The organism is Agrobacterium sp. lyk4-40-TYG-31, assembly GCF_030209855.1.
In the GTDB taxonomy this organism is placed as follows: domain Bacteria; phylum Pseudomonadota; class Alphaproteobacteria; order Rhizobiales; family Rhizobiaceae; genus Agrobacterium; species Agrobacterium vaccinii.
This window is the reverse complement of the sequence record NZ_JARVRE010000004.1, coordinates 1,011,802-1,037,993: the sequence shown is the minus strand read 5'-3', so window position 1 is coordinate 1,037,993 and position 26,192 is coordinate 1,011,802. Positions and strand designations below refer to the sequence as shown.

28 protein-coding genes and 1 tRNA gene are annotated in these 26,192 nt (G+C 56.8%); 9 read left to right on the top strand and 20 right to left on the bottom strand.

What is annotated here, in order from left to right; genetic code table 11:
• The coding region (locus tag QRN55_RS10275; RefSeq protein WP_284776599.1) for a hypothetical protein at positions 1 to 323 on the top strand (323 nt) is incomplete at its 5' end.
• Between the two features lie 186 nt (positions 324 to 509).
• On the opposite strand, the gene QRN55_RS10270 is transcribed toward QRN55_RS10275, so the two are convergent.
• From QRN55_RS10270 to QRN55_RS10260, 3 genes are all read right to left on the bottom strand, one after another.
• Positions 510 to 3,353 (bottom strand): valine--tRNA ligase, encoded by a 2,844-nt coding sequence (locus QRN55_RS10270; RefSeq protein ID WP_284776598.1) that lies wholly within the window; start codon positions 3,351 to 3,353, stop codon positions 510 to 512.
• Positions 3,354 to 3,736: 383 nt separating this feature from the next.
• The gene (locus tag QRN55_RS10265) at positions 3,737 to 3,949 is read right to left on the bottom strand and encodes a hypothetical protein (protein ID WP_111838177.1); all 213 of its coding nucleotides are present in this window, start codon (positions 3,947 to 3,949) and stop codon (positions 3,737 to 3,739) included.
• A gap of 215 nt (positions 3,950 to 4,164) precedes the next feature.
• Positions 4,165 to 4,593, bottom strand: a complete 429-nt coding sequence (locus QRN55_RS10260; protein WP_284776597.1) for a hypothetical protein — start codon at positions 4,591 to 4,593, stop codon at positions 4,165 to 4,167.
• A gap of 127 nt (positions 4,594 to 4,720) precedes the next feature.
• Between QRN55_RS10260 and QRN55_RS10255 the strand changes: the two genes are divergently transcribed.
• Positions 4,721 to 5,365 (top strand): hypothetical protein, encoded by a 645-nt coding sequence (locus QRN55_RS10255; protein WP_284776596.1) that lies wholly within the window; start codon positions 4,721 to 4,723, stop codon positions 5,363 to 5,365.
• Between the two features lie 361 nt (positions 5,366 to 5,726).
• Here the strand turns inward: QRN55_RS10255 and QRN55_RS10250 are convergent.
• Positions 5,727 to 5,803 (bottom strand) — tRNA-Lys (locus QRN55_RS10250).
• Between the two features lie 231 nt (positions 5,804 to 6,034).
• Between QRN55_RS10250 and QRN55_RS10245 the strand changes: the two genes are divergently transcribed.
• Complete coding sequence (locus tag QRN55_RS10245; RefSeq protein WP_112961732.1) at positions 6,035 to 7,486, top strand: site-specific integrase; 1,452 nt, start codon at positions 6,035 to 6,037, stop codon at positions 7,484 to 7,486.
• 74 nt (positions 7,487 to 7,560) lie between these two features.
• On the opposite strand, the gene QRN55_RS10240 is transcribed toward QRN55_RS10245, so the two are convergent.
• From QRN55_RS10240 to QRN55_RS10195, 10 genes are all read right to left on the bottom strand, one after another.
• A complete protein-coding gene (locus tag QRN55_RS10240; protein WP_162723324.1) occupies positions 7,561 to 7,821 on the bottom strand; it encodes a hypothetical protein in 261 nt (86 codons plus the stop codon).
• Positions 7,822 to 7,841: 20 nt separating this feature from the next.
• Positions 7,842 to 8,510: a hypothetical protein gene (locus QRN55_RS10235; RefSeq protein WP_284776595.1), complete on the bottom strand. Its 669-nt coding sequence runs from the start codon at positions 8,508 to 8,510 to the stop codon at positions 7,842 to 7,844.
• Complete coding sequence (locus QRN55_RS10230; protein ID WP_284776594.1) at positions 8,510 to 9,025, bottom strand: hypothetical protein; 516 nt, start codon at positions 9,023 to 9,025, stop codon at positions 8,510 to 8,512. The genes QRN55_RS10235 and QRN55_RS10230 overlap by 1 nt, the downstream gene beginning before the upstream one ends.
• A complete protein-coding gene (locus tag QRN55_RS10225; RefSeq protein WP_112961724.1) occupies positions 9,013 to 9,495 on the bottom strand; it encodes a hypothetical protein in 483 nt (160 codons plus the stop codon). The genes QRN55_RS10230 and QRN55_RS10225 overlap by 13 nt, the downstream gene beginning before the upstream one ends.
• Positions 9,482 to 9,985, bottom strand: coding sequence for a hypothetical protein (locus tag QRN55_RS10220; protein WP_112961722.1), 504 nt, complete (start codon positions 9,983 to 9,985; stop codon positions 9,482 to 9,484). Before QRN55_RS10220 ends, QRN55_RS10225 begins: the two co-directional genes overlap by 14 nt.
• Positions 9,978 to 10,283, bottom strand: a complete 306-nt coding sequence (locus tag QRN55_RS10215; RefSeq protein WP_112961719.1) for a hypothetical protein — start codon at positions 10,281 to 10,283, stop codon at positions 9,978 to 9,980. Before QRN55_RS10215 ends, QRN55_RS10220 begins: the two co-directional genes overlap by 8 nt.
• Positions 10,276 to 10,719, bottom strand: a complete 444-nt coding sequence (locus QRN55_RS10210) for a hypothetical protein (RefSeq protein ID WP_284776593.1) — start codon at positions 10,717 to 10,719, stop codon at positions 10,276 to 10,278. The genes QRN55_RS10215 and QRN55_RS10210 overlap by 8 nt, the downstream gene beginning before the upstream one ends.
• Positions 10,712 to 11,254 (bottom strand): hypothetical protein, encoded by a 543-nt coding sequence (locus QRN55_RS10205; RefSeq protein WP_162723323.1) that lies wholly within the window; start codon positions 11,252 to 11,254, stop codon positions 10,712 to 10,714. Before QRN55_RS10205 ends, QRN55_RS10210 begins: the two co-directional genes overlap by 8 nt.
• 212 nt (positions 11,255 to 11,466) lie before the next feature.
• Positions 11,467 to 12,405 (bottom strand): hypothetical protein, encoded by a 939-nt coding sequence (locus QRN55_RS10200; RefSeq protein ID WP_284776592.1) that lies wholly within the window; start codon positions 12,403 to 12,405, stop codon positions 11,467 to 11,469.
• Positions 12,402 to 13,784: a replication initiation protein gene (locus tag QRN55_RS10195; protein WP_284776591.1), complete on the bottom strand. Its 1,383-nt coding sequence runs from the start codon at positions 13,782 to 13,784 to the stop codon at positions 12,402 to 12,404. Before QRN55_RS10195 ends, QRN55_RS10200 begins: the two co-directional genes overlap by 4 nt.
• A 1,402-nt stretch (positions 13,785 to 15,186) precedes the next feature.
• Between QRN55_RS10195 and QRN55_RS10190 the strand changes: the two genes are divergently transcribed.
• Positions 15,187 to 16,791, top strand: coding sequence for a DNA cytosine methyltransferase (locus QRN55_RS10190; RefSeq protein WP_112961706.1), 1,605 nt, complete (start codon positions 15,187 to 15,189; stop codon positions 16,789 to 16,791).
• A gap of 96 nt (positions 16,792 to 16,887) precedes the next feature.
• On the opposite strand, the gene QRN55_RS10185 is transcribed toward QRN55_RS10190, so the two are convergent.
• Positions 16,888 to 17,067 (bottom strand): hypothetical protein, encoded by a 180-nt coding sequence (locus QRN55_RS10185; protein WP_112961704.1) that lies wholly within the window; start codon positions 17,065 to 17,067, stop codon positions 16,888 to 16,890.
• Between the two features lie 202 nt (positions 17,068 to 17,269).
• Between QRN55_RS10185 and ku (QRN55_RS10180) the strand changes: the two genes are divergently transcribed.
• Together ku (QRN55_RS10180) and ku (QRN55_RS10175) are read left to right on the top strand one after the other, a co-directional pair.
• The gene (ku, locus tag QRN55_RS10180; protein ID WP_284776590.1) at positions 17,270 to 18,169 is read left to right on the top strand and encodes a non-homologous end joining protein Ku; all 900 of its coding nucleotides are present in this window, start codon (positions 17,270 to 17,272) and stop codon (positions 18,167 to 18,169) included.
• Between the two features lie 11 nt (positions 18,170 to 18,180).
• A complete protein-coding gene (gene ku / locus QRN55_RS10175; RefSeq protein WP_284776589.1) occupies positions 18,181 to 18,996 on the top strand; it encodes a non-homologous end joining protein Ku in 816 nt (271 codons plus the stop codon).
• A 55-nt stretch (positions 18,997 to 19,051) separates the two neighbouring features.
• Here ku (QRN55_RS10175) and QRN55_RS10170 read toward each other — a convergent pair whose 3' ends face one another.
• The 3 genes from QRN55_RS10170 to QRN55_RS10160 form a co-directional block, all read right to left on the bottom strand.
• Positions 19,052 to 19,648 carry an alpha/beta hydrolase gene (locus QRN55_RS10170; RefSeq protein ID WP_284776588.1) on the bottom strand — a complete coding sequence of 199 codons (597 nt, stop codon included), beginning with the start codon at positions 19,646 to 19,648 and terminating at the stop codon, positions 19,052 to 19,054.
• A 159-nt stretch (positions 19,649 to 19,807) separates the two neighbouring features.
• Positions 19,808 to 20,257 carry a DUF892 family protein gene (locus QRN55_RS10165; protein ID WP_284776587.1) on the bottom strand — a complete coding sequence of 150 codons (450 nt, stop codon included), beginning with the start codon at positions 20,255 to 20,257 and terminating at the stop codon, positions 19,808 to 19,810.
• Between the two features lie 483 nt (positions 20,258 to 20,740).
• Positions 20,741 to 21,625 carry a hypothetical protein gene (locus QRN55_RS10160; RefSeq protein WP_284776586.1) on the bottom strand — a complete coding sequence of 295 codons (885 nt, stop codon included), beginning with the start codon at positions 21,623 to 21,625 and terminating at the stop codon, positions 20,741 to 20,743.
• A 222-nt stretch (positions 21,626 to 21,847) separates the two neighbouring features.
• Between QRN55_RS10160 and QRN55_RS10155 the strand changes: the two genes are divergently transcribed.
• A complete protein-coding gene (locus tag QRN55_RS10155) occupies positions 21,848 to 22,339 on the top strand; it encodes a GyrI-like domain-containing protein (protein ID WP_284776585.1) in 492 nt (163 codons plus the stop codon).
• Positions 22,340 to 22,523: 184 nt separating this feature from the next.
• Positions 22,524 to 23,468: an aromatic alcohol reductase gene (locus QRN55_RS10150; protein WP_112961846.1), complete on the top strand. Its 945-nt coding sequence runs from the start codon at positions 22,524 to 22,526 to the stop codon at positions 23,466 to 23,468.
• A gap of 134 nt (positions 23,469 to 23,602) precedes the next feature.
• Here the strand turns inward: QRN55_RS10150 and QRN55_RS10145 are convergent, their stop codons facing one another.
• The gene (locus tag QRN55_RS10145; RefSeq protein ID WP_112961688.1) at positions 23,603 to 24,028 is read right to left on the bottom strand and encodes a winged helix-turn-helix transcriptional regulator; all 426 of its coding nucleotides are present in this window, start codon (positions 24,026 to 24,028) and stop codon (positions 23,603 to 23,605) included.
• 283 nt (positions 24,029 to 24,311) lie between these two features.
• The gene (locus QRN55_RS10140; RefSeq protein WP_284776584.1) at positions 24,312 to 25,244 is read right to left on the bottom strand and encodes a LysR family transcriptional regulator; all 933 of its coding nucleotides are present in this window, start codon (positions 25,242 to 25,244) and stop codon (positions 24,312 to 24,314) included.
• An 84-nt stretch (positions 25,245 to 25,328) separates the two neighbouring features.
• On the opposite strand from QRN55_RS10140, the gene QRN55_RS10135 reads away from it, so the two are divergent.
• Entirely contained in the window at positions 25,329 to 26,051 is a 723-nt protein-coding gene (locus tag QRN55_RS10135) for an SDR family oxidoreductase (RefSeq protein ID WP_284776583.1), read from the top strand.
• The last annotated feature ends 141 nt before the right edge of the window (positions 26,052 to 26,192 follow it).

The window sequence follows — 26,192 nt, the reverse complement described above, 5'->3', positions numbered from 1 at the left end:
GAGGTGGTGGTAGCCACGGAGGTGGTGGTAGCCACGGAGGTGGTGGTAGCCACGGAGGTGGTGGTAGCCACGGCGGAGGTGGTGGTAGCCACGGCGGAGGCGGTAGCCACGGCGGAGGCGGTAGCCACGGCGGAGGCGGTAGCCACGGCGGCAATGGTAACGGTGGCGGTAATGGCAACGGTGGCTGGGGCGGTGGCGGTGGTCAACACAGCGGCCATAGCGGAGGCCACGGCGGTAGCGGCAATCATGGCGGTGGCTATGGCGGCGGCAACGGGAATGGCGGTGGAAACGGCAACGGTCCCGGTAACGGTAACGCCACCTAACCTATCCTGATACCTTCAGAACCGGCACCAAACGCGTTGCCGGTTCTGACCCAAAAACAAACGGGCCGCTCTTCAGCGGCCCGTTTTCATGTCTGCTCAACGAGAAGACAAATCACACTGCGCAATCGCAACCCGCAGACAGATGCCTGAGACCGGTCACTCATAACGAGCGATCAGTTACACGCATCAACCGGCTTCGTTGACCCGCTGGAGAGCTGTGCGGAGGCTCTTGATCTGGACGTCAAGCTCAGCCTTGCGGTCGCGGTCGGCGGCAACGACTTCCGGGTCGGCATTGGCCACGAACTTCTCGTTCGACAGCTTCTTGTCGATCCGTTCCAGTTCCGCTTCCACCTTGCCGATAGCCTTTTCGAGACGGGATTTTTCCGCCGCGACATCGATGAGGTTTCCGAGCGGAATGCACACTGTCGCCTCACCCAGCACCAGCTGTGCGGAGCCCTTCGGCGCAACATCGGCACCGCGGATCTCGTCAGCACGGGCTAGGCGGCGGATGGCTGCCGAATGGCGGTCGAGCCGCATTTCCGTGGTCGGGTTCGCGGCAACGACCACCAGCGGGGCCGTCGCACCCGGCGGCACGTTCATTTCCGAACGGGTCGAACGAATACCGGAGACGAGGTCTACCAACCAGTTGATTTCGGCTGCCGCCGCCTCATCACGGAACTCCGGTGTCGGCCAGTCGGTGTGGCACAGCAGATCGGCGCGGCTCTCGCCCTCACCGTCTGAATGCGCCCACAGTTCTTCCGTCATGAACGGCATGAACGGATGTAGCAGCTTGTAGATTTCTTCCAGAACATAGGCCGCGCACGCCTGCGCCTCGCGCTTGGCATCCTCGTCATCACCGCTGAAAACAGGCTTCAGAAGTTCGAGATACCAGTCACAGACCTGATTCCACACGAAGCGGTAGAGCGAGCTTGCCGCATCGTTGAATCGGTAATTCTCGATAAAGCCGGTGACTTCCTTTGCCGTGTTGGCAAGCTCGGTCAGAATCCAGCGGTTGATCGTCTGTGTCGTCGCTTCGGGGATGAAATGCGGGTCGCGCTTTACACCATTCATCTCTGCGAAACGGGTGGCGTTCCACAGCTTGGTGCCGAAGTTGCGGTAACCGGCGATGCGCGCCGGGTCCAGCTTTACGTCGCGACCCTGCGCCGCCATGATGGCAAGCGTAAAGCGCAGCGCGTCCGCACCATATTCGTCGATCAGATCGAGCGGGTCGATGACGTTGCCCTTGGACTTCGACATCTTCTGGCCGTTCTTGTCGCGAACCAGCGCATGAACATAAACCGTGTTGAACGGCTCGACCGGATTTCCTGCATCGTCCTTCATGAAGTGAAGGCCCATCATCATCATGCGGGCAACCCAGAAGAAGATGATGTCGAAGCCGGTGACGAGCACGTTGGTCGGATAGTAGCGCGCCAGTTCCGGCGTCTTGTCCGGCCAGCCGAGCGTCGAAAATGGCCAGAGTGCAGACGAGAACCACGTATCGAGAACGTCTTCGTCGCGGGTCAGAATTTCGCCCGGCTTGAAGTTCTCAAGCTTCTCCTCAACCCACGCCTTCCACGGCCCCTCGTGAGCCAGGTAATGCTGGATCGCCGCCTGCAACGCATCCTCTTCGGTCTTTTCAACGAAGACCTGACCATCTGGACCGTACCATGCTGGGATCTGGTGACCCCACCACAATTGGCGCGAGACGCACCACGGCTGGATGTTTTCCATCCATTCGTAATAGGTCTTGTCCCAGTTCTTCGGCACGAAATTGGTGCGACCTTCGCGAACGCTCTCGATGGCGGGCTTGGCCAACGTCTTGGCGTCCACATACCACTGCTCAGTCAGGCGCGGCTCGATAGGCACGCCGCCACGGTCGCCATGTGGCACCATGTGCTTGTGCGGCTCGATCTTGTCGAGCAGACCGGCCTCCTCGAAAATCTCGACGATGATCTTGCGCGCGGTAAACCGGTCCTGCCCTTCCAGACGGTCCCAGGCGCCATGCAGTGCCGCGGGATGATCCAGCCCTTCGAGGAAGTCTTCGTTTTCATTGATGCAGATCGTGCCATCGATGTTCATGATGTTGATGGCGCGCAGGCCCGCACGCTTGCCGACTTCAAAGTCGTTGAAATCATGCGCAGGTGTGATCTTGACCGCACCGGTGCCCGTGGTCGGGTCGGCATATTCATCCGCAACGATCTCGACCCTGCGTCCAACGATTGGCAGAATGATATGCTTGCCGACAATGCCCTTGTACCGCTCGTCATCAGGGTGAACAGCAATACCCGTGTCACCCAGCATGGTTTCAGGCCGGGTGGTCGCAACCACAATGTAATCACGGGTTTCGAATTCGGTCGCCTTGCCGTCGTCATCGAAGGCAATGGGGTATTCGTAGGTGACACCCTTTTCCAGCGGGTAGCGGAAGTGCCAGAGGTTACCCTTTATCTCCTGCGGCTCGACTTCCAGATCGGAAATCGCCGTCAGCAGCTTGGGGTCCCAGTTGACGAGACGCTTGTCCTTGTAGATCAGGCCCTGCTTGTACAGCGTAACGAAGACCTCGAGAACCGCTTCGGACAGCCCCTCGTCCATTGTAAAACGCTCGCGCGACCAGTCACAGGACGCGCCGAGACGCTTCAACTGGTTGAAGATCAGCCCGCCGGACTCTTCCTTCCATTCCCAGATCTTTTCGACGAAAGCCTCACGACCCATCTCGCGACGGCCCGGAAGCTGGTTTTCCATCAGCTTGCGCTCGACAACCATCTGCGTTGCGATACCGGCATGGTCCATGCCCGGCTGCCACAGCACATCCTTGCCGCGCATACGCTCGAAGCGGACCATGATGTCCTGCAGCGTGTTGTTGAGCGCGTGGCCCATATGCAGCGAGCCGGTCACGTTTGGCGGCGGAATGACGATGGTGAAGGCCTGCGCACCCGCCTTGGCGTTGGCGCCAGCGCGAAACGCATTGGCATCATCCCACGCCTTGGCGATTTTCGGTTCTACGGATGCGGAATCGTAGGTCTTTTCGAGCATTTATGGACCTGAATTTTAGAGTTCCAGAGCATGTTGCGCAAAACCATAAAGCGGTTTTACGGTAGCGACATGCGACAATTCAAACAGACTACAGCACATCGCGAATCCGGGAAATCGCGTCGTGCCATATGTATGATTTTTAAATAAGGATGGGGGATTGAGAGTCAACAGCATCTGGCTATTTCCGAGCCAAAGCGCCGCAAACAAAAACCGCCCCGTGATGCAGAACCGACCTTCTGACAACGTCAATCAGGTCAATTCATATCTGGAGCGGTGTTGCTGTTGTCGAATCGTGTCTTGAAACAGAAGGCGCGGACGTTGCTGGCGCCCCTAGATGACGTCGGGCCAGAACCTGATCTCGGCCCGAAACGAGAACCGTCCACTCAGGACAGCAGGCGATCATCCGTAAAGCTGCTCTCGGGAACCTTACCACTGGCAAGCGCCATGATTGCGAGAACCGCATGTTGACGGTCCCAGCCAGCGCCCTCGGCCTTCTCGATAAGGCCGTTGATCGATGGCTCAAGAGCAAATTGGCATTCAGCCTGATAATCCATGGTGTCGACCGAAAGCGACGGGGAATTGATCAAAGCGCGCATTAAGCACTCCATTCTAACGCACGGGCTCCCGAGAGGAACTCGGAACGTACGAAAATTCACACACTCAAAGCACTGGCCACCACTAAGATGACCGGCGGTACAAGTAAAACGAATCCCCCAGCGAGAGGGAGATTCTGTCATATGAGTGTGAGTGTCAAGTTCAGATCAGTTACGATCCTGTGGATATCCGGCCAGGCACGCGGCTGAACGGCGTCTCAATAGTCCCGTCGAGGCTTGCGCCGCCAGATCAGCATCGCCATCAGAACGAGGCAGAACATGATGAACCATGTCAGCGGAAACGCCATGAACAGGGCCGCATAGCCGCAGGTCTCCCCCAAACAGGAGCCCAGACCACCCGCTTCTGCCACAATGGTCACCGTGAAGGCGGCAACAAGCCCGCTGCCCACCACTCCGGCCATCAGAATCAAAATATTGGTAACAGTTCTCATTCGCACCATTATGCCGAAAAATAAGACGGCTTTGGGGATGGCAACCCATATCGGAAGAATAAGCTGATAAACGTCGGCGTGTGTGGCATTCGTGTTGAGGATTTCAGTATTGCCAACGATTTCAATATTCTGCAGACAATGACGGATGACGGATGACGGATGACGATGTCTTTCTTGGCCAAGTCTCGATGTCACCGGAAAATTGAAAGGCCCGACGCAGGCAACTCCCTAGTCATTCTACCTGCGGCTGCAAAAAGGACGACGTAGCGATCCATTTTTGATAAGCGTTGCTAGACACAGCTTGAATGAAGGGGAACTGCGAATGAGCCACTATCTTCGAGGAACACTCGTCGTCGCGCTCATTTGGATTTCGTCAGTTGCGTCTGGTCACGCCGACGACAAGGCGGTCAAGGAGTTCCTGATCGATCAAGGCTGCGCGCTCGGCCCCTCAACCATGTCGGCCGCGCTTACGGCCGGGATCGATACCTCAATCATCGTTAAACTCACGACAGATGCTCAGAAAGATAGCCGAACGGTGAGGACCGGACACTGGCTGGTTCTTCCCAGAGAGACGTGCGAAATTAAACTGCCAAGGGTTACAAGCGAAATCGCCATAGACGATCCCGAGGTCGTTCAGAATACCTCTGCGATCGACGCCTATGTAGCCGATGGTTCTCCTGGCTGTTATCTTGATGGCCAATCAGTATTCGAAACCGCAAGGGTCTCGCGAGGATGGACTGCCGATAAGGCCAATCAGGAATATCTACGGTTTTTAAGCGCTGGGTTGATTTCAGGTGATCTGGCTTTCTTCTCCCCAGACCCGCTACGAACTCCGCGGGGATTTATGATCACGCGGCGCCTGCGCAAAGGTGCCGCAGATGCCGGAGGTCGAGAAGACCCACGCGCTTTTGGTAAAACACTTCGATGCCCTGATCAGAGCAGATGCTGCGGGCGAAGCGACATGTGACAGTTCCGGCGTTCCAAGCTGGAAGTTTACGGAAATTTCAGAGCGTATTTTTGGCGAGAAGGCACCAAATGCCTGGATGGGGTTTGAAATCACATTCATCGCCATGGGCGCAGGATGGTACGAAGGACAGTCCGCGACGAAAAAAGGCGTCCCGCGTCCGCCATTATGCCAATACAAAGCAGACTGATCACTACCCCGGACGTCTTCCTCTAGACAGGCTGATGTAGGAGGTAGTGCGCATCGTCGTTAAGATAGGATAAGTGTGCGTGCTTGAGACAAATAATGGCGAGCAGATGCCATGCCTGCATCACGCTCACCAACATTAACAAGCAGCGATAACGTTTTGATTTTTGGAAGAAAATGGTGGGTGATGTAGGGCTCGAACCTACGACCCGCTGATTAAGAGTCAGAGGGTTCGTCATTTCTTTATGCTCACCCTGTCTACGCTTGTCAACAAAGTTGACGGATCAAGGCCTTAGAAACAAGGGCAAATTTGTTGACCAGCGGTCTTGGCACATATCTTCGTCAACTATCTTGGTTGTGACTTAGCGGACCGACCCCAAATCACATGTGATTTGGCCACTAACTGGTGAATGATTATGGGTCTAGCTCTTGCCAAGCGATTCTATCCGGGCGACCATTTTCTCGGACAAGAGAAAGAGATCCCGAATGCCCTCCGAAATCTTCACTGGCTACACGCTCACTAAAGTCAAAAATCAGATCAAGAAAGGTGTCTCCGCAGCCGTGGTCTATCGCGACCAGGATACCGTCGGGCTTGCAATCAAGCTCACGAAGACAGGAGCATCCTGGTACTACAGCACACGCGACGCAAACTTGCAGATCGCACCGTTCTCCCACTTCGGACTCAACGACCTTCCCATGCTCCGGGAGCTGGTCGTCAAAATCCGGAAGGAAGCAAAGAAGGGCAATCCTATTGAGACCCTCGTGAAGTCCTTCGCGGCCGGATATTCGGTTCAGGATGCAGGACATCTCCACGATGTAGCGAATGGTACTGGAGTAGTCTGGGAGGTTGCACGCGACCTTTATCTTGAATGGTGCGGCCGTAACCGCAACGCTGATACAGCGCGTGGCTACAGGTCGGCGCTGGGTGCGACACCCGGCCTCCATGAAGACTTCGCCCCTATCCACGGAAAGCCTCTTGCCTCCATCCTCACGCGCGATCTCGCTCAGATCCGAGATAACATCGTGTCCCGCTGCACCGAACGAGCTATCGAGGAACAGCAGGCTCGCGGCGACAGAGGCTCAAAGAAGGATGTTGTCGCTGGGATCCGCCAGGCCGATCTCACGGTCAGCGCTCTGAAGGCTGCGTTCAAGCATTTCGTAAATAAGAAGCAGTTTAACTTGGATCGTAACCCAGCGGCCGATCTTTCTAAGTGCTTGGAACGCCCGACCGAGATCGCGGGCAAGGAGAAGTTTCGCGCTCTATCCCAGATCGAGATTGGAGCACTTTGGGAGGCTCTTGAATCCTGCCCCAATGAGACAGTGCGCGGCGTCCTCAAGCTACAGCTTCTCACTGGACAACGTCGCACCACACCGGCGATCGCACTCCAGTCAGCTTTCCAGTTCGACTCCGAATACTACGAATGTGTCTGGGGCCTCGAAGACAAAAGTCATCACTGGCGCAAACTTCCGCTTCCACCTCTGGCAGCCAGCATCGTGAAGCATGCCCTCCGGATGGCCGTAAACAACCCGGCATCGATCCATCTCTTTCCGAAGCAGCGACCCAAGAAGAGCGGCGACGATATGGCTGGACACGTCAACGTTCGAACCGTCTCCGACAAGGTCGAAGAGATGCGGAAGCCTGGAGGCGTGTTCGAGCTGATGCCGTTCAACGTCTCGACACATGACCTTCGCAAGGCGTTCGTGTCCATCGTAGGGCCAAAGATGTCGCGGTTCGTGTTGAGGGGTCGCCCGATGGATTCTGAGGAAGTAACGATGATCACCCACAAGAACGAAGGCCGAGAAAGCGTTGCGCAGCTCGTCTACGACAAGAACAGCTACCTCGATGTGAAGCTCGAGATCCTGACGTGGTGGCAGGAATTCGTTCTTGAGGGTCATCGGATGTATTTGGCATCGCGCGAGATGAAGAAAGCCGCCTGACGGTCACCGGTCGGTGATCTCCGCCCACCCAAGTGCCCAACCGGATTCATCTCTGCGGGCAGTGGGTGTCAGTTTCAGTGCTTCGTTGCGGGATCGCTCCTATCCGGATCCCGCTGCAGCCCGCGGACCATCTCCAGCCCAGCACCGTAGTCCTGGCTCAGGTAAGCCGTCAGCTCTTCCTCAGTCTCGAAAGCGTAAGTCATCGCCGACCGCGCTCGCAGCCACTCCTGGGCATCGACGACATATTCATGCCGGACGCATCGAATCCGCGCCTCGTAACCGACAGGCATGCCCGGTCGCCCGCAGCACTCACACGCGACGACAATTTCCGACATTTCGGGCTCCCCTGTCGGTTTTACTCGACATCGTCCGACCAGCGCCACGGATCCGCGCAAGCCCCGTCGTCTTCACGAAAGCTTTCGAAGATGGCCGCGTGCTTGTCGCAGACGGTCTTCGCATAGCCACCCAGACGCAGCCGACCCTGGCCACCGCAGATATCGCACGTGGCCAGACTGCGAAGTCGGATCTCTTCCCGGAGCCGCTTGACCTCGGCCATCGCGCCGCGCTCGGCGACCACGCACGACACGTGCAGATCGCAGTAGCCGAATTTTTCCTTTCCGCCGACGAGCCGCACCTTCCACGCTTCCGGATACGTCCGCATGCGCTCGACCGCATCGCGAACAAGCGGGATCCAGCCAATGTCGAAGGCGAAATCGGCGTAATAGACGACGATGTCCGGGTAGTTGGCGATGAGCTTGCCGAAAGCCGCGTCACGCTGCTTACAATGGGCGGCCTTCAGACGATGCCACAGATCTGCCATGACGAGTTCTTGCAGCACGGGCATATCGCTCTCAGTCACCGGCTTGCCATCCAGCCGTGCCATCATCGCCGCCACTTCAGCATCGAAGATGCTCTCTACGAAGTGGTAGCCGTAGTCAGACATCAACGACTTCATGATGACGGTTGCCTGCCGGATCTGTACCGCGCACATCTGTGCCAGCTCTGCCTTGCGATCTTCAGTCATCAGATTCTCCTTCCAAGACGAACCCATCCGTCATCCGTCAGCGCCATCCCCCAGGCGCGGTTGAGATACAGCATGCGGCACCAGATCCGAGGTTCCCAATCCTTGTGATACACAGTACCGCTAATCCGCCACTCCGCCGGGAGGTGATCCGTCTGCCAGAGTTCGATGCGATACGGCGCGGCAATCGGAGCCTGAAACATTTCCAGTTCTGTCGGCTCCGTTTGAAGAGACAAGCGGTATTCCGGGGGCGGCAGTAGGTAGCCATCCGGCGAGAGAAGCTTCAGAATTCGTCGGCCGATGCGGAAGTCGGTACCTATTTTGGCTGCCATGTGCCACCCTATCTGTTTGACAGTAGGATCCACGTCGAATGGATCCAGGCCATAAAAATCGATGGCTTTTTCAATGTCCGGGCATCTCTCTAGCGCCAGCGATACCAGTTCCTCCAGGTCCAAAGATTCCACATCGAGCGTCGAACGCACCCCGAAACGGCGACGTGGTGCTGTCATCGTGCCCAATCCGGCGCCTCCGTCGGAACGAGTGCGTCGGCATCCACGTCATATACCCACCAGCTACCGTTTTCGTCGCAGTACGTATAAGGGTCGCTTTCCACTGGCTCCGCACGATATCCATCGACGACTGCGTGGTCTTCGCAGACGGTCGTCAGATATCCGCGACGACTGCTCCAGACACCTGGCTGAGCGCAGTATTCGCAGACATGATAGCTGCGGGCCTCGGCGAGACGATGCGCGTCTGTGACTGCTTCGACTGATGCCCAAGTCTCGTCATAGATGGAATCGTAGATCCGGAGGCTGCCGAGCTTTTCCTTGATCTGACCGATCTCGTAGACAGCGCCCGTCGGCATCACGCTGTCTACGACGGCGAAATATCCGTCGAGGATTTCGATCCATCCGACCTCGCACTGGAAGCCGACGCGCTTTAAATTCAGTCTCGGATACTTCGCGCGCAAATCGTCAAAGGTCTTCATGCGTATACCTCGAAGGCGTTTCGGTCGGAAACATCGAATCCGTCGCATCGTCGTAGCGGTACCACTGCCCCGCTACCTGCATGGTGCCGTACATCGGTCCTTCTCGGCGCGCGCCCCATAGTCGCTGATCCGGGGACGCGTGCTCGTAGCAGAGACATCGCCACCAAGCATAGCGGCCCTTTGGCGGACGGCGGAGTTCGCCTTCCTCTCCGCAAATCTCGCAGGTCATCCCGCTCTTGATCTCGGCCTTGCCCTTCGCCAACCGCGCCTGCAGAACCGGGGTGTCGCACCAGATCCTGAGGCCACCCCACTTCTCTTTCATTTCGAGAACGGTCAGCGATGGATCATGCGGCAACGCCTCGTTCACAAAATCGCGGACGAGCTGCAGCCAGCCGATGCCAACATCCACATAACGTGCGGCATCGAAAACGCCCGGGAATTCGGCGACGAGGTCATCCTTTTTGATGCGCGCGATTTCCGGGCTATGCATCTGCAGTCTCCTCGTTGCATTCATCGCAAGTCACCACACAACCATTCCCTCGATCTCGCGGGTGTCCAGATCCGCAGCCCGCACAAGTCGACAGCGACTGGGTGACAAAACCCTGCACGACGCGTCCGAGCTTGTAGCGCTGTTCGGGGTCGAGCGTGCTGTCGTCGACGGCGACATGAAGCCAGCCGCGATCTGCGGTCAGCGCGGCTACGGTGACAGACGGGTAGTCGCGGCTGAGCGTAAGGCGGAGGTCGTGGACGAGGTCGAACCAGCCGAACGGGAGACGATCTTCAGACATTGCGACCACTCCAGGATTCGTAGCATTCGGTGCACAGCAGTCGGTCCCCGCGAACGGCATCGGGATCTTCGAGAAGCACCTCCAGTCCCGCCTTTGCGACGATCTCGCCAGTGCGGCCGCAGTGCTCGCAAGCCGCGTTTAGGCGCTGGCCACGTGCTTCAAGCGCGAAGTCGAGAGCAATCCGGGGTTCTTCGTAGATTGCGCTATGGTAGCGGGTGTCGATAACAATGAAGCCCGCGTTGCGCGTCGTGATGCTGATAATGTCTACATGGCACAGCAGATCGAGGTCGTGGAGCTGCGCATACATGTCGCCGACATGACGCTGCAGGCCGCGGCGGATCTGGAGGCGCTCGATGTCGGGCACGGTTTCGCCGTAGCGGTCGCGCATCGCCGAGTACCAGATGTCGTCGGGGCGGAGCGGGAATTGGTTAGACATCGAGCGACCCCTGGATCTCTTTGAAAGTCATCGGGGCGAAATGGGTATCGGCGCAATCGATGCCGACATCGCGAGAGCGTCCCATCGGCGGCAGGCTGCCGTGAGAGTGGCCGAAAAGGTGGTAGCCGCCGTGACGATGCCGCGGCCACACGCGGCAGCCGTAGTGATGTAGGTAAATGTGGCAGCCTTCGTCCGTCGTCTCGAGCGCATGCGTCGGGGGGCGATCCCAAGGCAGATCGGCGAGATCCTTTCTGACGCGACCTTTGCGGTCGATGTCGTGATTTCCTAGGATCAGGCGCTTACGTCCGGGGAGCATGTTGAAGCAGTGGCGTACATACTCTGGATCGCTGCAGACCGCGAAATCACCGAGGACGTAGAGAATGTTGTCCTTGCCGACTCGCTCTTGGACACGCAGCATGATCGCGATATCCATTTCTTCGGTGATGGCGAAATTGCGCGTTTCCGGGCAGTGTTCGCGGATCGCGGAGTGACCGAAATGGAGGTCGGCTGTGTAGAATTTGCGCGTGAAAGACATTCTGGACTCCTGAAGATAGACAAACGAAAGCGGCACCCCGCTAGGGGTCAGGCGGCTATTCGGGCTATCTTCAGTCCAGTCATCGTGATTTCCTTGTTCCGAGTGCTTGCATAGCAGGACCCGGAGGAGTTGTGAGCCCCGCCGACGAAAAAAGGCGCCGGAGGGGTTAATTTTGTGCGATCGATATAACGGAATAGTCCGTGAGTACGCAGTTAATGGTATGAAGGGTCGGTGTAAGCACCGAAGCGCAGCCATCTCAAATCCAGCTCCTCGTCGTAGCCACACGCTTTGAAGTGCGCGCGGAGCGCGGCATGAAGCTCCGCTTTTGTCTTCCAGCGGCGGTCGAAGGTATGCTCTGTCAACTTCTCCAGCTCCCGGATCATGTTTTTGGCGCTAGAGCGCAAGTACCGCGCTTCGTGATCCTTGGCTCGCTCTATTTCCTCGGGGGTGAACGTGGAGAACTCCTCTTCCTGGTACACGACTTCCACGTAGTCTCGCGGATCGAGAGTGCGCGAACTCCACTCACGTTCCCGGATCACGTAGTCCGGTACTGGAGGGTTTGTAGCCTCGTACTCGAGACGACGGATGGTGCCTGCTCTCATATCCGCGTCAATCTTGGCACGGCTTGCCGCAGCCACCTTTTCGGCTTCCGCAGCCATTTTTTCGCGGCGCGCTTGTTCAAACGGTCTGAGCTCTTTCCGTGCCACGGCGATTTCGGATGCGGTGTAACCCCAATTCGCGCCATAATTAGCGATGAAGTCTGCAGCGGCGTAAGGTGTCATAAGACTGTACGACATCCGCAGTTCTTCTGCGGTCATCAGCATAAACTCCGGGGTGTCACCAACATCCTTGCCCGCGGGACAATCGTTGACGACGCGGCTGATATCCGTGTTGAGGTTAGCGACCGCCGCCTCGAATTCTTCCTTTCTCATCCGGAGCCGCGTCTTTGCGATCCGAACGACCTCGGCGAAGTCGAGGTTCAAGCTCTGCCTATGAATGATTTCCGGATCCGTCGTACCATCGAGAGTACGCTTGATCTGGCCGATCAGCTTCTCAAACCTTGCGCGATGCTCATCATCATGTGCAGCCTCCTCAGCCGCAATCGCTATGAGGTTGGCCATTCTACTTTTCTTAGCTAGCTGCTTGCTCATGCTGCGTACTCCATATCTTCGATAACGTCTGCGTTGTTCAAAAGGAAATGCCCTAGGTCGCTCTCAGTGGGTCTAGCCTCGATGTCGTGCTGTTTTCGTTTGCCAGCTTCTGTCCAGACAAGGCGGAGGGTCTTCGTCGAAGACCCCGTCCAGAGATGATCCTCGACGATGGCGGCGGCTTCCATCGGATCGAAACCTTTAGTTATGAAGAGAGACACAACCTTCGCGGCGCCAAGATCGAGGCCATCGTCATCATCGGCTTCTGCCACGGGCTCCGAGCCTTCCTGCTGCCGCACCCAAGATTCGAACGCGGCGATCAGACCCTCGCGGTCTAGCAGAGCCATAAGGGCTTCGTCTGCGAACGCTTCCGTCCACATCGACGCAACCGCTGTGACAGACTCACCGATGCGGGTAGCAGCGCGGCGAAGGGCGTCTTCTCCAGGCATCTGCGTTGCCGTATCCACAGCGGCAGTCTTGGCGATCTGACGGACTACGGTGCGGTCGGAGCGAGCCATGTCGGCCTTCTGGTATTCCTCGGCCATTCGCAGGGCCTTACCAACGGTGATAACGATCTCGACCACAGGTCGACCTCGGCTGGACGCACGGACATATTCGCAGGTGATCTCGAAGCGGCGGACGTGATCACGGATGTCGTCGAGGACGGGTTGCAACACGCGGGATTCAAAATTCGAGAACTTGAAGGAATCTGGCTGCCAACCGAGGACGTCTGCAAGCTCTTCCGGGGTCCACCGCATCGGGGGGCGCTGGTCTCTACCGGACATCAAGGCCAGCGTCGGGTACAGGAGACTCGTGTATTTCGAGGAAAAGCGCGGGTACGCACCGAGTTCGAGATTCGCCCAGCGATCGCTTTCAAGGATAGCTTTGCGAACACCCGGGAACATCGAAACCCCGATAAAATTCTCGCCAGACACCACGTGAGTTAGCTCTTCGCAGTTCAGAAGCTGCACGCGGGTGCCCTTGCGACGAAATCCCTCTTCTTTATCGAGGAAGTCATAGCTGACCCAAGTCGAAGAGAGTACCGACATGTATTTCCGGAGCCTGGAAGATTTGTCGATCCCGAGGTATGTTTTGGCATCCGTATAAGTTACGGCGCATGTGTCCTTGTCTTTAAGTGTCGGTCGCCATCTGGCCATCAGGTACTCGTAGAGAGCAGCGGTTGTCGCGGTCATTGCCTCGGCTGGCGTCGTTCCTTCGCGATCACCGTAGTAGCGGACGCTATTGATGAGCGCTGCGGACTTCTGCGCTGTCGGCTCTTTCTCAACGCTTGGTCGTTCTGCGGCGAGTACCAGACGGATGTCTCCTCGAATACCTTTGCGGTCTGCTCCCTTAGTCTTCTGGCGGCTGAAATTTTTCGTCATGTTTGTTCTCCTCGTACAAACATGGTCAGTGCCGGCGGAGATTGGCGCAAGGGTCTAAGCTCATTTTGAGGATGCGTGAGCGAAAAGATTTCATCTTCAGGTGAGTGTCGGCACGGACAAAATGTAGCTGAGACAGGGCCATTCGCGGACAAAATGTAGCTGAGACGGTTCCGATACAAGGCGCGGCTTCAGACGCGGTCAACGTAATTTGCCGGGAACTCTAAGAGAATATACCGAGTGGATCGCTATGAAGTGAATCTGCACCCGGATTGGGTAGACTATCGTCTCCCGTAGGCGCTACGCGTTGCTCCGCTCGACCACCTCCGCAGTTCCATTATTCCCGTAGTGACGAGCGTGATGCCTTTGTCACTTGCAACGCCGAGAACAATCATTCCCGTAGTGACGAGTGGAGTGAGACATGCCGAGGCAAGCCGACCCGAGTAACGAAGTGGGACGCAACGCGACGGAGCGATGGAGAGCAGGACTGCGGTCGGCTGCGATGCCCGAAGCATGCCATGTCGACACGGCACTCGCTGCAGCAGTGTCAGTTTATCTGGCGCGAGTCCAAGAAACTGGCGAGGACATCCCAGCTCCAATCAAGTCGGTCATTGCCGATTCGTTGAAAATACTTGAGTCTCGGGGTTTCGCTGCCGATGCAGCAAGACGTAAGACCATGGGGCGACTCTTGTATCGGCGTGACCGTATGAAGCTCGGAACGTCGGTCGCGAAGCCAGTTCGGAGGAAGTCACTATGACGACCGGTTCAGTTTGTGCTTCCCCCCGTTACTTCGCTGTTCAGAATCGCCAATCCGACCATTTCGGTAGTGATCCGGGAGTTTCAAAATGAGGAATTTCAAACCACTCCCCTGCGGTGACGATCCGCGCTGGTCGAAAATACGTGAAGCACTCAGTGTACTCGCTGCCGTCGCGGCCGAAGACCCCGATTACGCAAAGCACCAGAACGGTCGTGGTTTCTCAAAGTCAGACTCGACGAAGGGCCACGGCCTTGCTCGACTCAGGCCTGGCACGGTTATTCGCGACCCGTCCACATACCAAGAGGTGTTGAAGATGGCTACGAGATACAGACGACAAGCTTCAAAGATCGCCCGAGGCACTTTTTTGTAACTCGTCACAAATTGCGGACTTCCGATTCATGTTGCGTGCGACAGCCGGCGAGTGAATCTTTCACAACTCAGTCCGATCCCGATCTTCAGACCGGAAGACCCCCGTGGACGATAAGTCCGCCGACATCCAAACCCTTGCACCGCGCGTCAGGCGAAGATTTATTCGAAAGAGATCGCACGCGCACTGAAGAAGTTGAACGGTTCATAATCACCAGCGCGTTTACCGGCTCGTAACGGTCCCCGCAATATTACTCATGGAATAGTGAGTGAGGGTTTGGGATGCAATTTATCGAATTATTCGCCGGAGCCGGCGGCATGGGCATTGGCTTCCACGCCGCAGGAATGGGCCATGAGCTTTCGATCGAGAGAGAAGAGGCACCGCATAGCGTCCTCGTGAATGCGGGAAAAATCGCGGTCCGGATGGATCTCCGCGATGTTGGAGGCTTTTGCAACAAACTTCGGTTTCGTCCGGATCTGATCGCCGGCGGGCCGCCGTGCCAGGACTTTTCGAAAGCTGGTAAGCGCAAGATCACGGATCGCGCGTTCCTCACACAGCACTTCGCTCAGGTCATTTGCGTGACGCGGCCGGAATGGTTCATTTTCGAGAACGTCGAGCAAGCTGCGAAGTCTAGTCAGTACCAGTACGCCCGTGCACTCTGGAAAAGACACGGCTATGGACTAACTGAGCTTGTCATGGATGCCCAGAACTACGGCGTCCCACAGAGGCGCAAGCGCTTCTTTTGTATCGGCAGGCTAGACGAAATCGATCAATTCTTGCTCAAAGAACTCGAAGCCGCAAAAACGCCCAGACCGATGGTCGTCCGCGACATGCTCGATCCCAAGGTTTATCCCGAAGATGCCGCGCTGCTCAAAAAGGGAACGTTTTTTGCGAGGCCGTGGATGGGAAAGAAGGCCGAACCTAACGGTCGCGGCATTATTTCTATAGACGAAGTCTGCCCAACGATCGCAAGGAACACGCGTGAGCATCCAGGCGAATCCTACATCGCGCACCCAAACGACGCTGCTCTTCTAAAAGACACGCATATTCTGACGATCGACCAAGTCGCAAGAATTCAAGGGTTTCCCCCGACTTACGATTTCCAGAAAAAGAAGACAAAGTATGCCAGGGGCAAGGGATCCGGTTGGCCGGAAAAAAAGATCAATCTGATGATAGCAAACGCCGTTCCTGCGCCTATGGCACGTGCGATTGGACAATGCATCTACGATCGCCATCACGGCTACTCTTTGCCGAACTTGGGCGATGGGTTTACCGATTTCATCCTGAAGACGAAGAAATGGACGGCTGACGCGCCGAAAGACCCAGTCTACAACATCCGATCGATGGTCAACCGCGCGAGGAAGATGGTGGGATGTCGGATATATTCGAACCTGGCTCTCGAGCTGCAGGCGCTAGAAGCTAGCACCGAGATAATCTGGACTGACAAAAAGACGCGTCGCAGCGAACAAGGCAAAGCATACGCAGAAATGAGCACCCGTCTCAGATCAGACCTCCGTAACGCACTAGAGCTGCATCACGCATACATGTTGGAGTTCCGTGAGCCGTCGCAGTGGGCACCGATCCCGGAGACATCGAAAAAAGCAAGCAAGAAGAAATCTAAGAAGGCCACACCAAAGCCAACGACCATGCCCGTAGACGAAAACGCTCACCTCCGGAAAAAGGTGGTCACGTGGCCGCTCTCTTATGCCATGGCTAACGAAGATCCAGAAATCTCGCATCTTGAAGAATTACTTGACGATGCCGTTCCTCAATTCGATCCGTTCGAGCTTCACCCACCGCGTGGCGACCCGAGCGAACTCTGGAGGCCCGATGGATACGATCCTGACTACGAGGACTTCCTGGAAACCTTGGAAGACGAGCAGTAGCTTACATCGGTCGGCGCCGGCACAAACAATCTTTTCAAGACATCAGCAACACATCGAGCCGACCGTTCACGCCGTTAACGTTGTATGTGGCGACCTTCACCTGCGCTTGTGGTCGCCTTTGTCACCCTCGCCCGGCTTCGCATCGTGCTTCGCCTCGTAACGCTTGTCGGCGGACAGCGATCTACCGACATCGACAGATTCCTTGAACTGACCTTTCTCGTCACGGCGGACGTATCGCTTGTCGGTTCCGGTATCGATCAGCTCTCGCTTGCTCATGGGACTCTCCTGCGGTCGCGATACGACGATAACTCGCGATCTGACAAAAAGATGCATCGATTCCAGCGGCTTGGTTCGACTCCTGTGGTTGCGGTGGAAAACTGAATCAAGTCATTGAAAAAGAGTCGCTTTTTGCCCCGGAACGAATCGCAGGTGATTCGGTTGAATCGCCTAAGTTGCGTCAGTTGCGTGGGAGAGTTCGATGGCAGGCCAGCGTGCACAGTGGAAGGGCTTTATCAAATTCGGGGAAGTGGCGGCAGGAGTGGCACTCTATACAGCCGCATCGACATCCGATCGCATTACCTTCAACACTATCAACAAGGCGACGGGAAACCGGGTCAATCGCGTCTTCATAGACAGCGAGACGGAGGAGCTTGTTGAGAAGGAGCACCAGACCAAGGGCTTCGAGATCGAAAACGGCCAGTACATCATCATCGACCCCGACGAAGTGGCAGCCGCCATTCCTGAGAGCAACAAGACGCTTGAGATTGAGGCGTTTATCCCATGCTCAGATGTAGACGACGTTTATTTCGACAAGCCTTACTACCTAACCCCGGACAAGATGGGTTCTGACGCGTTCGTCGCTTTACGGGACGGCATGCGCAAATCGAAGGTCGCCGCCATTGCCAGAACCGTTCTGTTCCGTCGCATGCGAACTGTGCTGATCCGCCCTCACGGCAAGGGCCTGATTGCTACGACCCTGAACTACGATTACGAAGTTCGCTCCTCGAAGAAGGCCTTCGAGGAAATGCCCAAGATCAAGGTCGATGCCGAAATGCTGGAATTGGCGAAGCATATCATCAGCACGAAGAAGGGCGACTTCGACCCCGCTACTTTCGATGATCGATACGAGGCTGCGCTCGAGGAGATGGTGAAGGCCAAGATCGAAGGCAAGGCGATGCCGAAGCGCAAGAAGGTCGAGGCTTCCAAGCCGAACGATCTGCTTGCTGCGCTGCGCGAGAGCGCTGGCATGATGAAAGCCACTGACAAGCCGAAACGCACGGCGGCCAACGCGAATGCCGGAGCAAGCAGGCAGCGCGCAACGCGTGGTGCGGCGAAGTCCACCTCTTCCAAGACCGCGCAACAGCGCAAGGCCAGCTAAGGAAACCGATCATGGCACTACGACCATACTGGAAAGGTTATCTGAAACTATCGCTGGTCACCTGTCCGGTGCACATGATGCCCGCAACGTCAGAATCGGAAAAGGTCCGTTTCCACACGCTCAACAAGGAGACGGGCAATCGCGTCGTGTCGCAGTACATCGATTCTGTGACAGGCAAGCCTGTCAAGGACGACAACGAGGCGAAGGGGTATGCGCGTGGTGAGAACGATTACGTCATACTCACGGACGACGACCTCGACAACGTTGCGCTCGACACGGTCAAGACGATCGACATCCAAACATTCGCTCCCGCCGAATCCATAGAGTGGGTGTACCTGGAGAAGCCCCATTACCTTATGCCGGACGACGCGGTCGGTCACGAGGCCTTCGCCGTCATCCGGGACGCGATGAAAGCCGACAAGGTCGTAGGCATCTCGAAGCTCGTAATCGGGCGTCGCGAAAAGGCGGTGGTGCTGGAGCCGCGCGACGATGGCATCGTCCTGTGGTCGCTCCGCTTCGGCGACGAGGTTCGGCCAGAGGAGGCATATTTTGAAGACATCGACGACGACGCAGACCCCGATCTGATCCCGCTTGTCCAGAAGCTGATCAAGCAGAAGACGGCAAGGTGGTCTCCGGGCATGGTAAGCGACCCCATCCAGGAAAGCTTGCTCAAGCTGATCGCCGAAAAGAAGAAGGCACTCAAGCCTAAGAAGGCGACGAAGGGCAAGAAATCGGAAGCCGCCGAGCCAAAGTCCAACGTGATCAACATCATGGACGCGCTGCGCAAGTCGGTCGCAGACGAGCTCAAGAGCCGGAAATCAGGCTGACTTGATCTTTGGGTTCGCATACGTGCAGAACTAGAGATGTCAGCGACTGCCGTTATCAACGTAAGGCATCCTGAAGAAACCGCGCCGCAGTGTCCGCACCGCTCATTGAGATCGTGTGACCCACTCCAGGCTCGATCTCCAACTCGACTGAGAACCCAGCGGCTCGCAACTGTCTGGCCGCCGTCGTGGAAGCGACAGACGGTATAGTGCGGTCATTAGCTCCGTGTATGAGGAGCACAGGGGTCCGGTTGCTTTCTGGCAAGATGGATATGGGAGGCAAAAGGCCCGAGAACGCGACCACGGCGCCTATGCTCCAACGGCCAGACGCGACGCCATCCAGAGCCATGATTGCGCCTTGTGACACTCCCACGAACGCAACGTCGCGAAGTCGGTCTTCGAAGCCGTTATGTGTGATCACGTCGCGGATCTTACCGTCGAAACCCTCTCGCGCATCGCGTATTCGATCAGGATCTAGCTGCATGCCATCAACTTTGAACCACTGATGGCCGCCGTACCCATTACGATATGGCGCATCCGGAGTCGCGAATACCGCTGTGGGCAGCCGAGCGTTCCACGACGATGCCAGAGGCGCGAGCTGCTGGCCGGACGCGCCGATGCCATGGAGGAAGATGATAAGGTGCGATGCTGACATTTGATCTCGGTGGTGGAAAACAAACAGAGGGCGCTCAACCCATCATGGGGAGCGCCCTCGTCACCCGCGACAGCAAACGCACAACCGTCATGGTTGCTGCAGGCCGCCGATATGTGGGTGGTGATCCTTAGATGAGCACCGCCCACGCGCTTTTCAAGGTCACATCGACTCTGCCGTTGTTTCCATCCACGCGCGGTGTTTCAGCTCATCCTGATGAGCGGTGAGGAAGAATGCCTTCGTGCTCGGAATGGCATCATCGTGTTTTGCTGCGCGCTCGTAAGCGGTTACCGTGTCATCCTCGTTCGTCTTCATGGCTTTGAGAATAGCGGGATCGCCGAATAGATCGGCAAGCGCGATCTTCCCCGTCGTCAGCATCTGTTTCATGTCGCCTTCCGCGGGTGGCTCGATACCGATCTCCAAAGCGATCTCGTTCAGCACAGCCACGTGCTGAAGATGGTCCTGCTTGAATTCATCGATCTTCGCAGCCAGCGCCTTGTCGTCAAGGCGTTCGATGCAGGAGTCATATGCTGCGATAGCGTCATGTTCGAGATAGAGCAGATCCTTGACCAGCGTTTCGATGCTTCCTTCGTTCCCAACCATGGTGACCATAAATTCTTCTCCTCGTTGATGTGAAGGCGTAATAACCAACAGCTTCCGCTAATGTTCCCTTCCGGGACCGCCCGTTGAGCGGAGCGGCTCGTGAGGCGGCCGCGTCTGAGCGAACACGCCCACATCGCGACGAATCCTCAAATCACCAAAGCCTGCGGCGCGCTGCATTTCGCGTGGCGACGTGAACGACTACTGCGGTTGATAGGAGGATGCTGGATACCAACACCGCAATCGACAACACCCCCCCGTTCGATATCTCAGCCTTTGCAGTGAGGCCTGAATCCTTAGGCAGCGACAGCGATACCTCAGCCCGCTGGCGGTCACTGAGAAAGGGTGGGCTCGCACTGTTGTAATCTTCATGATTGGAAAGTGCCATTTCCTTATGTCTCATACCTTGCTCTCCTGATCTGTCTTCAGCCTCGTCCGGGAGTTTCAACCCGGAAACTCAGCGGCTATGCCGATGCTCCGCAGTCTCAGCCGACATTACGGTGACGTTGTCTGCGGCTGCTCCAGCGCCCTCTTTCGGCTCGCCGCCCGCCGAGCCGGTCTGAGTTCTTCGATTGTTGGTTGCCACCATTCCGCTCCATCGGGTGCAGAAGTTTTCGATGGCCATGCCTGCACGAGTTCTTCGAACGTGGGTTTTCGCCAAATTCCCCAAACATGATCGTCGGTCACACCGGGGTAGAATTCACCGACGATTCCTGGGTCAACGATTTCCCCGGTAACCTCCTCAAAGACAACCAGTCCGTACTGGATTGCGACGACGCGTCCAGCGGGCGGAAGGTCGTCGCTGTTCAATGGATAGCGCCGTCTCTTTCTTTCTGCCGACCGTGCTTTCGACTTCGCTTCCTCTTCTGTTCCCTTTCGCTCGGCCGCACGGCGTCGCCGTTCCTCAGGTTCGTTCCGGCGTGCTGCTTCCTCGATCTTAGGCCATCGATCCTTGAGCTCTTGAAATGAACGAAACGGAACGTGCCACACCTTGAGGTCGCCATCCCATCGCGAATAGGGAACCTCATGAAGCCTCTCGACGACGGTAGTCGAATAGGGGGTCTTGATACGGAAGCCCGCTCTGCCAAGTTCAAGGTAGGCACTCTGGATCGGATCGAAGTCGAAGGCATCTCTGCCCTTCGCATCAGCGAAGGCATCGGCTTCCGCTTCGAGTTCTGCCAGCCACCGAGTAAACCGACGGGCGGCTGTGCGGCCAGGGACGAACCACGCTTGACGAGCGTCGCTCCACCGGGCCCGGGGAAAGTGTTCCCGGAACTGCTCCACAGTCACCCGGTCGTATGGAAAGTTAACGTCGGCACCGGACCTGGTGTCGTCTCCAACCGTACATTCGACATCGTCTTTTGTTGTTTCGTCACTCATGACGAGCATAACGCCTGTCGGCCCCGTCAAGTTTCCCACAGCTATGCTAACCTAAAAGCGTTCCGATGCAAGCTCGGCGACTAGAGCGGAAACAATCGACGCGTGCTGGCCCGAAACAGACCTCGAAGACGCTGTAAGTGTTGGCCTAACAAAAACTCAGGAGCCAGCCTGTCGGAGTCGTTATATTCTGTACGTCATAGAAAAGAACAACAGGAGAGGCCGATGCTAACGATGCCGGAAATGGTCGAACGCGAACCACAGCGTTATGTCGCTGTTCGTTTGCCAGTTGTAATCCCGTTCGATGAGGACGTCGATCCAGCTTTCGATGAGCTGTTTGATGCTTTCGCGCGAGCGGGTGTTGCACCAGACGGCGTCGAGTTCATCAAGTTCAACCTCGTCGATATGCCCCGCCTCGAGATTGAAACGGGTATGACCACAGACGGGTCCATTCCACTTTCGGGCCGTCTGGTCGAAGGCGTGCTGCCCGGAGGACGCTATGTCCGAATGACCTACACTGGCCCGTATGAAGGACTTTATGATGCTACCACCATGCTCGTCGGATGGGCAAAGGAGAAGGGCTTGGTATGGGACTCATGGAGCACGGAGGCCGGAGAGCTATTCGCGTGCCGGCTCGAGGTCCACGACAACAATCCTTCCGTTGAACCTGATCCAAGCAAGCTGATAACAACGTTGCTGTTCAAGCTGGCAGACTGATTACGAAACTGCCGGAGGGCCGTTGTTGGCGCTCAGCGGAAGGCGGCTTCTGGCCCAAAGCGGACAGCCGATTATGGCATTGCCGTTCTTCTGATTCGCTGCAGTATCATCCGTGTACCTTCTTTTCTTCGTTGGCCTGACTTGCCAAATAGCGGCAACACAGGATTTTGAAGGATTCAAATCGATGAACACAACAGCCTCCACCGTGAAGTCTCGGAACATTCTTGTCCTCGGGGCCGGGGAACTCGGCATGCCCGTTCTGCGCAACCTGGCTCTTCGCGCCAAGGACGTCGAGCGCGCGAAGATCAGCGTTTTTCTGCGCGCCAGTGCCGCTGTATCAGATGTGCCGGCGAAGCAGCGCGACATCGCTGAAATCGGAGACCTTGGTATCGAGATCGTCGAAGGTGATTTGGTGAAAAGCTCAATCGACGAACTGGCGTCTCTTTTCTCGAGGTACGACACCGTCATCGGCTGCGCTGGCTATGCGGCTGGGATTAATACACCGATGAAGCTTGCCAAGGCGGCGTTGCGGTCCGGGATTCCACGCTATTTCCCTTGGCAATTCGGCGTCGATTTCGAAGCGATTGGTCGCGGCGGCCCGCAGGACATTTTCGACGCTCAGCTTGATGTCCGGGAACTCCTTCGCTCCCAGAGCAAGACGGAGTGGGTCATCATCTCCACCGGCATGTTCATGAGCTATCTCTTCGAACCGGATTTCGGCGTCGTTGATCTGCAGACGAACACAGTCAACGCCCTCGGCAGTTACGACACTGCTGTCACGCTGACCACACCCGACGACATTGGTGCTCTCACCGCTGAAATCGTCTTCTACGAGCCGACCATTAGCAACGAGATCGTCTTCCTTGCCGGAGATACGATCACCTACGGTGAACTCGCCGACAAGCTGGAGGTAGGTTTGAACCGGCCCTTCAGCCGGTCCGAATGGACTGTCCCCGTCCTGATGGAGGAATTAGCAAACGACCCCCAGAACATGATGCGCAAGTACCGAGCAGCCTTTGGTATTGGGCGCGGCATGGCGTGGGACAAAGCCAACACGTTCAACGTACGCCAAGGCGTCAAAGTGACGGCTGTGTCTGACTGGATAGAGGCGCACCTTGGCGGCAAGTGAGACCGCCCGCAGGCATCGTGGACAGGAAACAGTGACTTGGGAGCGTGGTCCGAGAATGCCCCCAAGTCACGCTGCGATCCGCATACGCTAGAATGCGGGCGTGCTTTCCTCCATTTCGACGCAACGCTTGTTCGTCAAAATGTCTGCCAGGAAGGTTTTCCTGGCGGGCAGGAATCGTAATCCTCGCGTGCCTTGCGAAACTCGCCGGAATTCTCCACGACCCATGTCCACAGCGGAACCATTCGGATGAGAAGACCCATCCCTAGTTCTGTCAGTTCGTATTCAACCCGAGGCGGCATCTCAACGAGATCGTGGCGAGTGACGAGACCATCTCTTTCAAGTTGGCGGAGCGTTCGGGTGAGCATTCGCTGCGTGACGCCGTGCATTCGTTTTCCGATATCTGCGTGCCGGAGCCTGCCATAGACACCGAGGGTATGTATGACGCCGAGCGACCATCGGCTTCCCGCGTGTGTGAGAACCTCGCGCCGCACACCGTCTTCGTCCTCACGAAGGCCATCGCACACCGCTTGAGAATAGGTAAGCATCTCTTCTCTGGTCATTAGTCTTGCCTCCGGTCTTCCAGCCCTTTCGTCTTACCAGCCTTCAGAAGACATTCCACCTGCCTCTCCTGGGTTCTGAAAGGTTCATAGAATTTGACAGAATGACAGCGTCGTTGGTGTCACCGATGGCTGAAGACGTCCGCTGTTGGCGCACAGGCGACGTATGCCCCCACGGAGCTATGTCCGCTCGCGGGCAGGAGCGATGACGACCTTTAGACCGAATTAAAGGCGCAAAGCGGCAGTCGCCTGTCGGACCAACGCAGACTACGGATGTCCGATGGACTTAATCTCTCCGTTCTGAGCCAACAAAGTCTATAAATGCTCTTAGCGGCGCGGGCATGAACCTACGGGAGAAATATATGCTGGGACCGTCGAAGGTCGCCCACCATTCCGGCAGAACTGGTTCGAGGTCACCAGAAGCGAAGTGTGGCTGTAACCAGTTTTCGAACGTATAGATCAGGCCACGGCTGGATCGGGCGAAATCAATTGCGGCGGCGGCGGCATCCACCCCCACGACCAGCCGTCCCTGTGGATCGACCGTGAATGCTTCACCCTCTCTTTCGAACTCCCAGAGCACGTAAGCCCCGCTGGAGAATCTAAGTCGGATGCACTCGTGATCAAGCACATCGCTTGGATGTTGAGGCCTTCTTCGACCTGCAAGGTACGATGGACTTGCGGCGAGTGCGCACCGCTGTCTGCGCGGACCCAACGGTACGGCTATCATGTCTTGAGCGAGATGCTCGCCATAGCGGATGCCCGCATCACATCCGGCGGCGACGGCGTCCACAAGTCTATCCTCGACCACGAACTCCATGCGCACGCCAGGATGCACTTCAAGGAAGCGGCCAACGAGCGGCGGCAGGATGTCTACCATGACTGCTCCAGTCACGTTGAGCTTCAGCAGGCCGCGCACTTCGCGCTGAGAACTTGCAGCATCTTTCAGGGCAGCACGAGCTTCAGAATAAAGTGGCAAAAGACGTTCCGCCAGCAAGCGCCCTGCATCCGTTGGTGAAACGCTCCGCGTAGTCCTTGTGAGCAAAGGGACGCCAATCTGCCGCTCCAGTTTCTTCACTCGTTCGCTGACCGACGACGGGGACAACCCGAGCCGCTGCGCAGTCTTCCGAAAGCCGCCAGTGTCGCAGATGTCGAGAAACACTGCGAGGTCGTCAAAGCCGGTACCGTTTTCATTGTTCGTCATGGCGATCAGTATATGCATCAATCAGGTGGTTATCGAAAGCCATTTTCGCATCTATCTGTTTCATCAGGTCAGCGGTTGTCGCCGATTGTAAAGGGAAAAACGATGGACAAGAAAACAGTGCTGATCACAGGTGCGAACAAAAGCATCGGGTTCGAAACCGCGCGCCAACTCGGGCGCAAGGGCTACAGTGTCTGGATTGGAAGCCGCGATGCAGCACGTGGCAAAGAGGCTGTAAGGTTGCTGACTGCTGAAGGCGTCGAGTCGAGGTCGATTTTGATCGACGTGACCGACGAGGAGTCAGTAAAGCAGGCGGCTGATCGCGTGCAGACAGAAGATGGCATGCTCGATGTTCTCATCAACAATGCTGGCATTCCCGGCCAGATGATCCCGCCCTCTCAGCAGTCCATAAATGACATCCGCCACATTTACGAGACCAACGTCTTCGCACCTGTTCTGGTGACCCAGGCGTTTCTCCCCGTTCTCAAGAAGGTTGGGAACGCAAACATCGTCATGGTCAGCAGCGGCCTCGGTTCCCTCGGCTGGCTCTCGGACCCGGACAATCAGTTCTACGGTGTCAACTTCCTCGGCTACAACAGCTCCAAAACGGCACTTAACGCCATAACGGTGGCTCTTGCCAAGGAGCTTGCGGACTCCGGTATTAAGGTAAACGCGGCCGATCCAGGCTACACAGCAACAGACTTCAACGGTCATTCTGGCTATCGCACGGTCGAGGAGGCTGCAAGCGGCATCGTGTGGCTTGCGACGTTGGATGAGAAAGGACCGACAGGTGGCTTCTACTTCGACGGGGCGGTGGTGCCCTGGTGAGCTTGCACAGCGTCTCAATATGACCGCTGTTGGCGCAAAGCTGCCAATGTAGTAGTCGGCCCTTGCCGGGCATTGGCAGTCCCATTTTGCAGATCAAGGGTCGACATGGTGATAGACGCAGAAGTTCATCCGCCACACGTT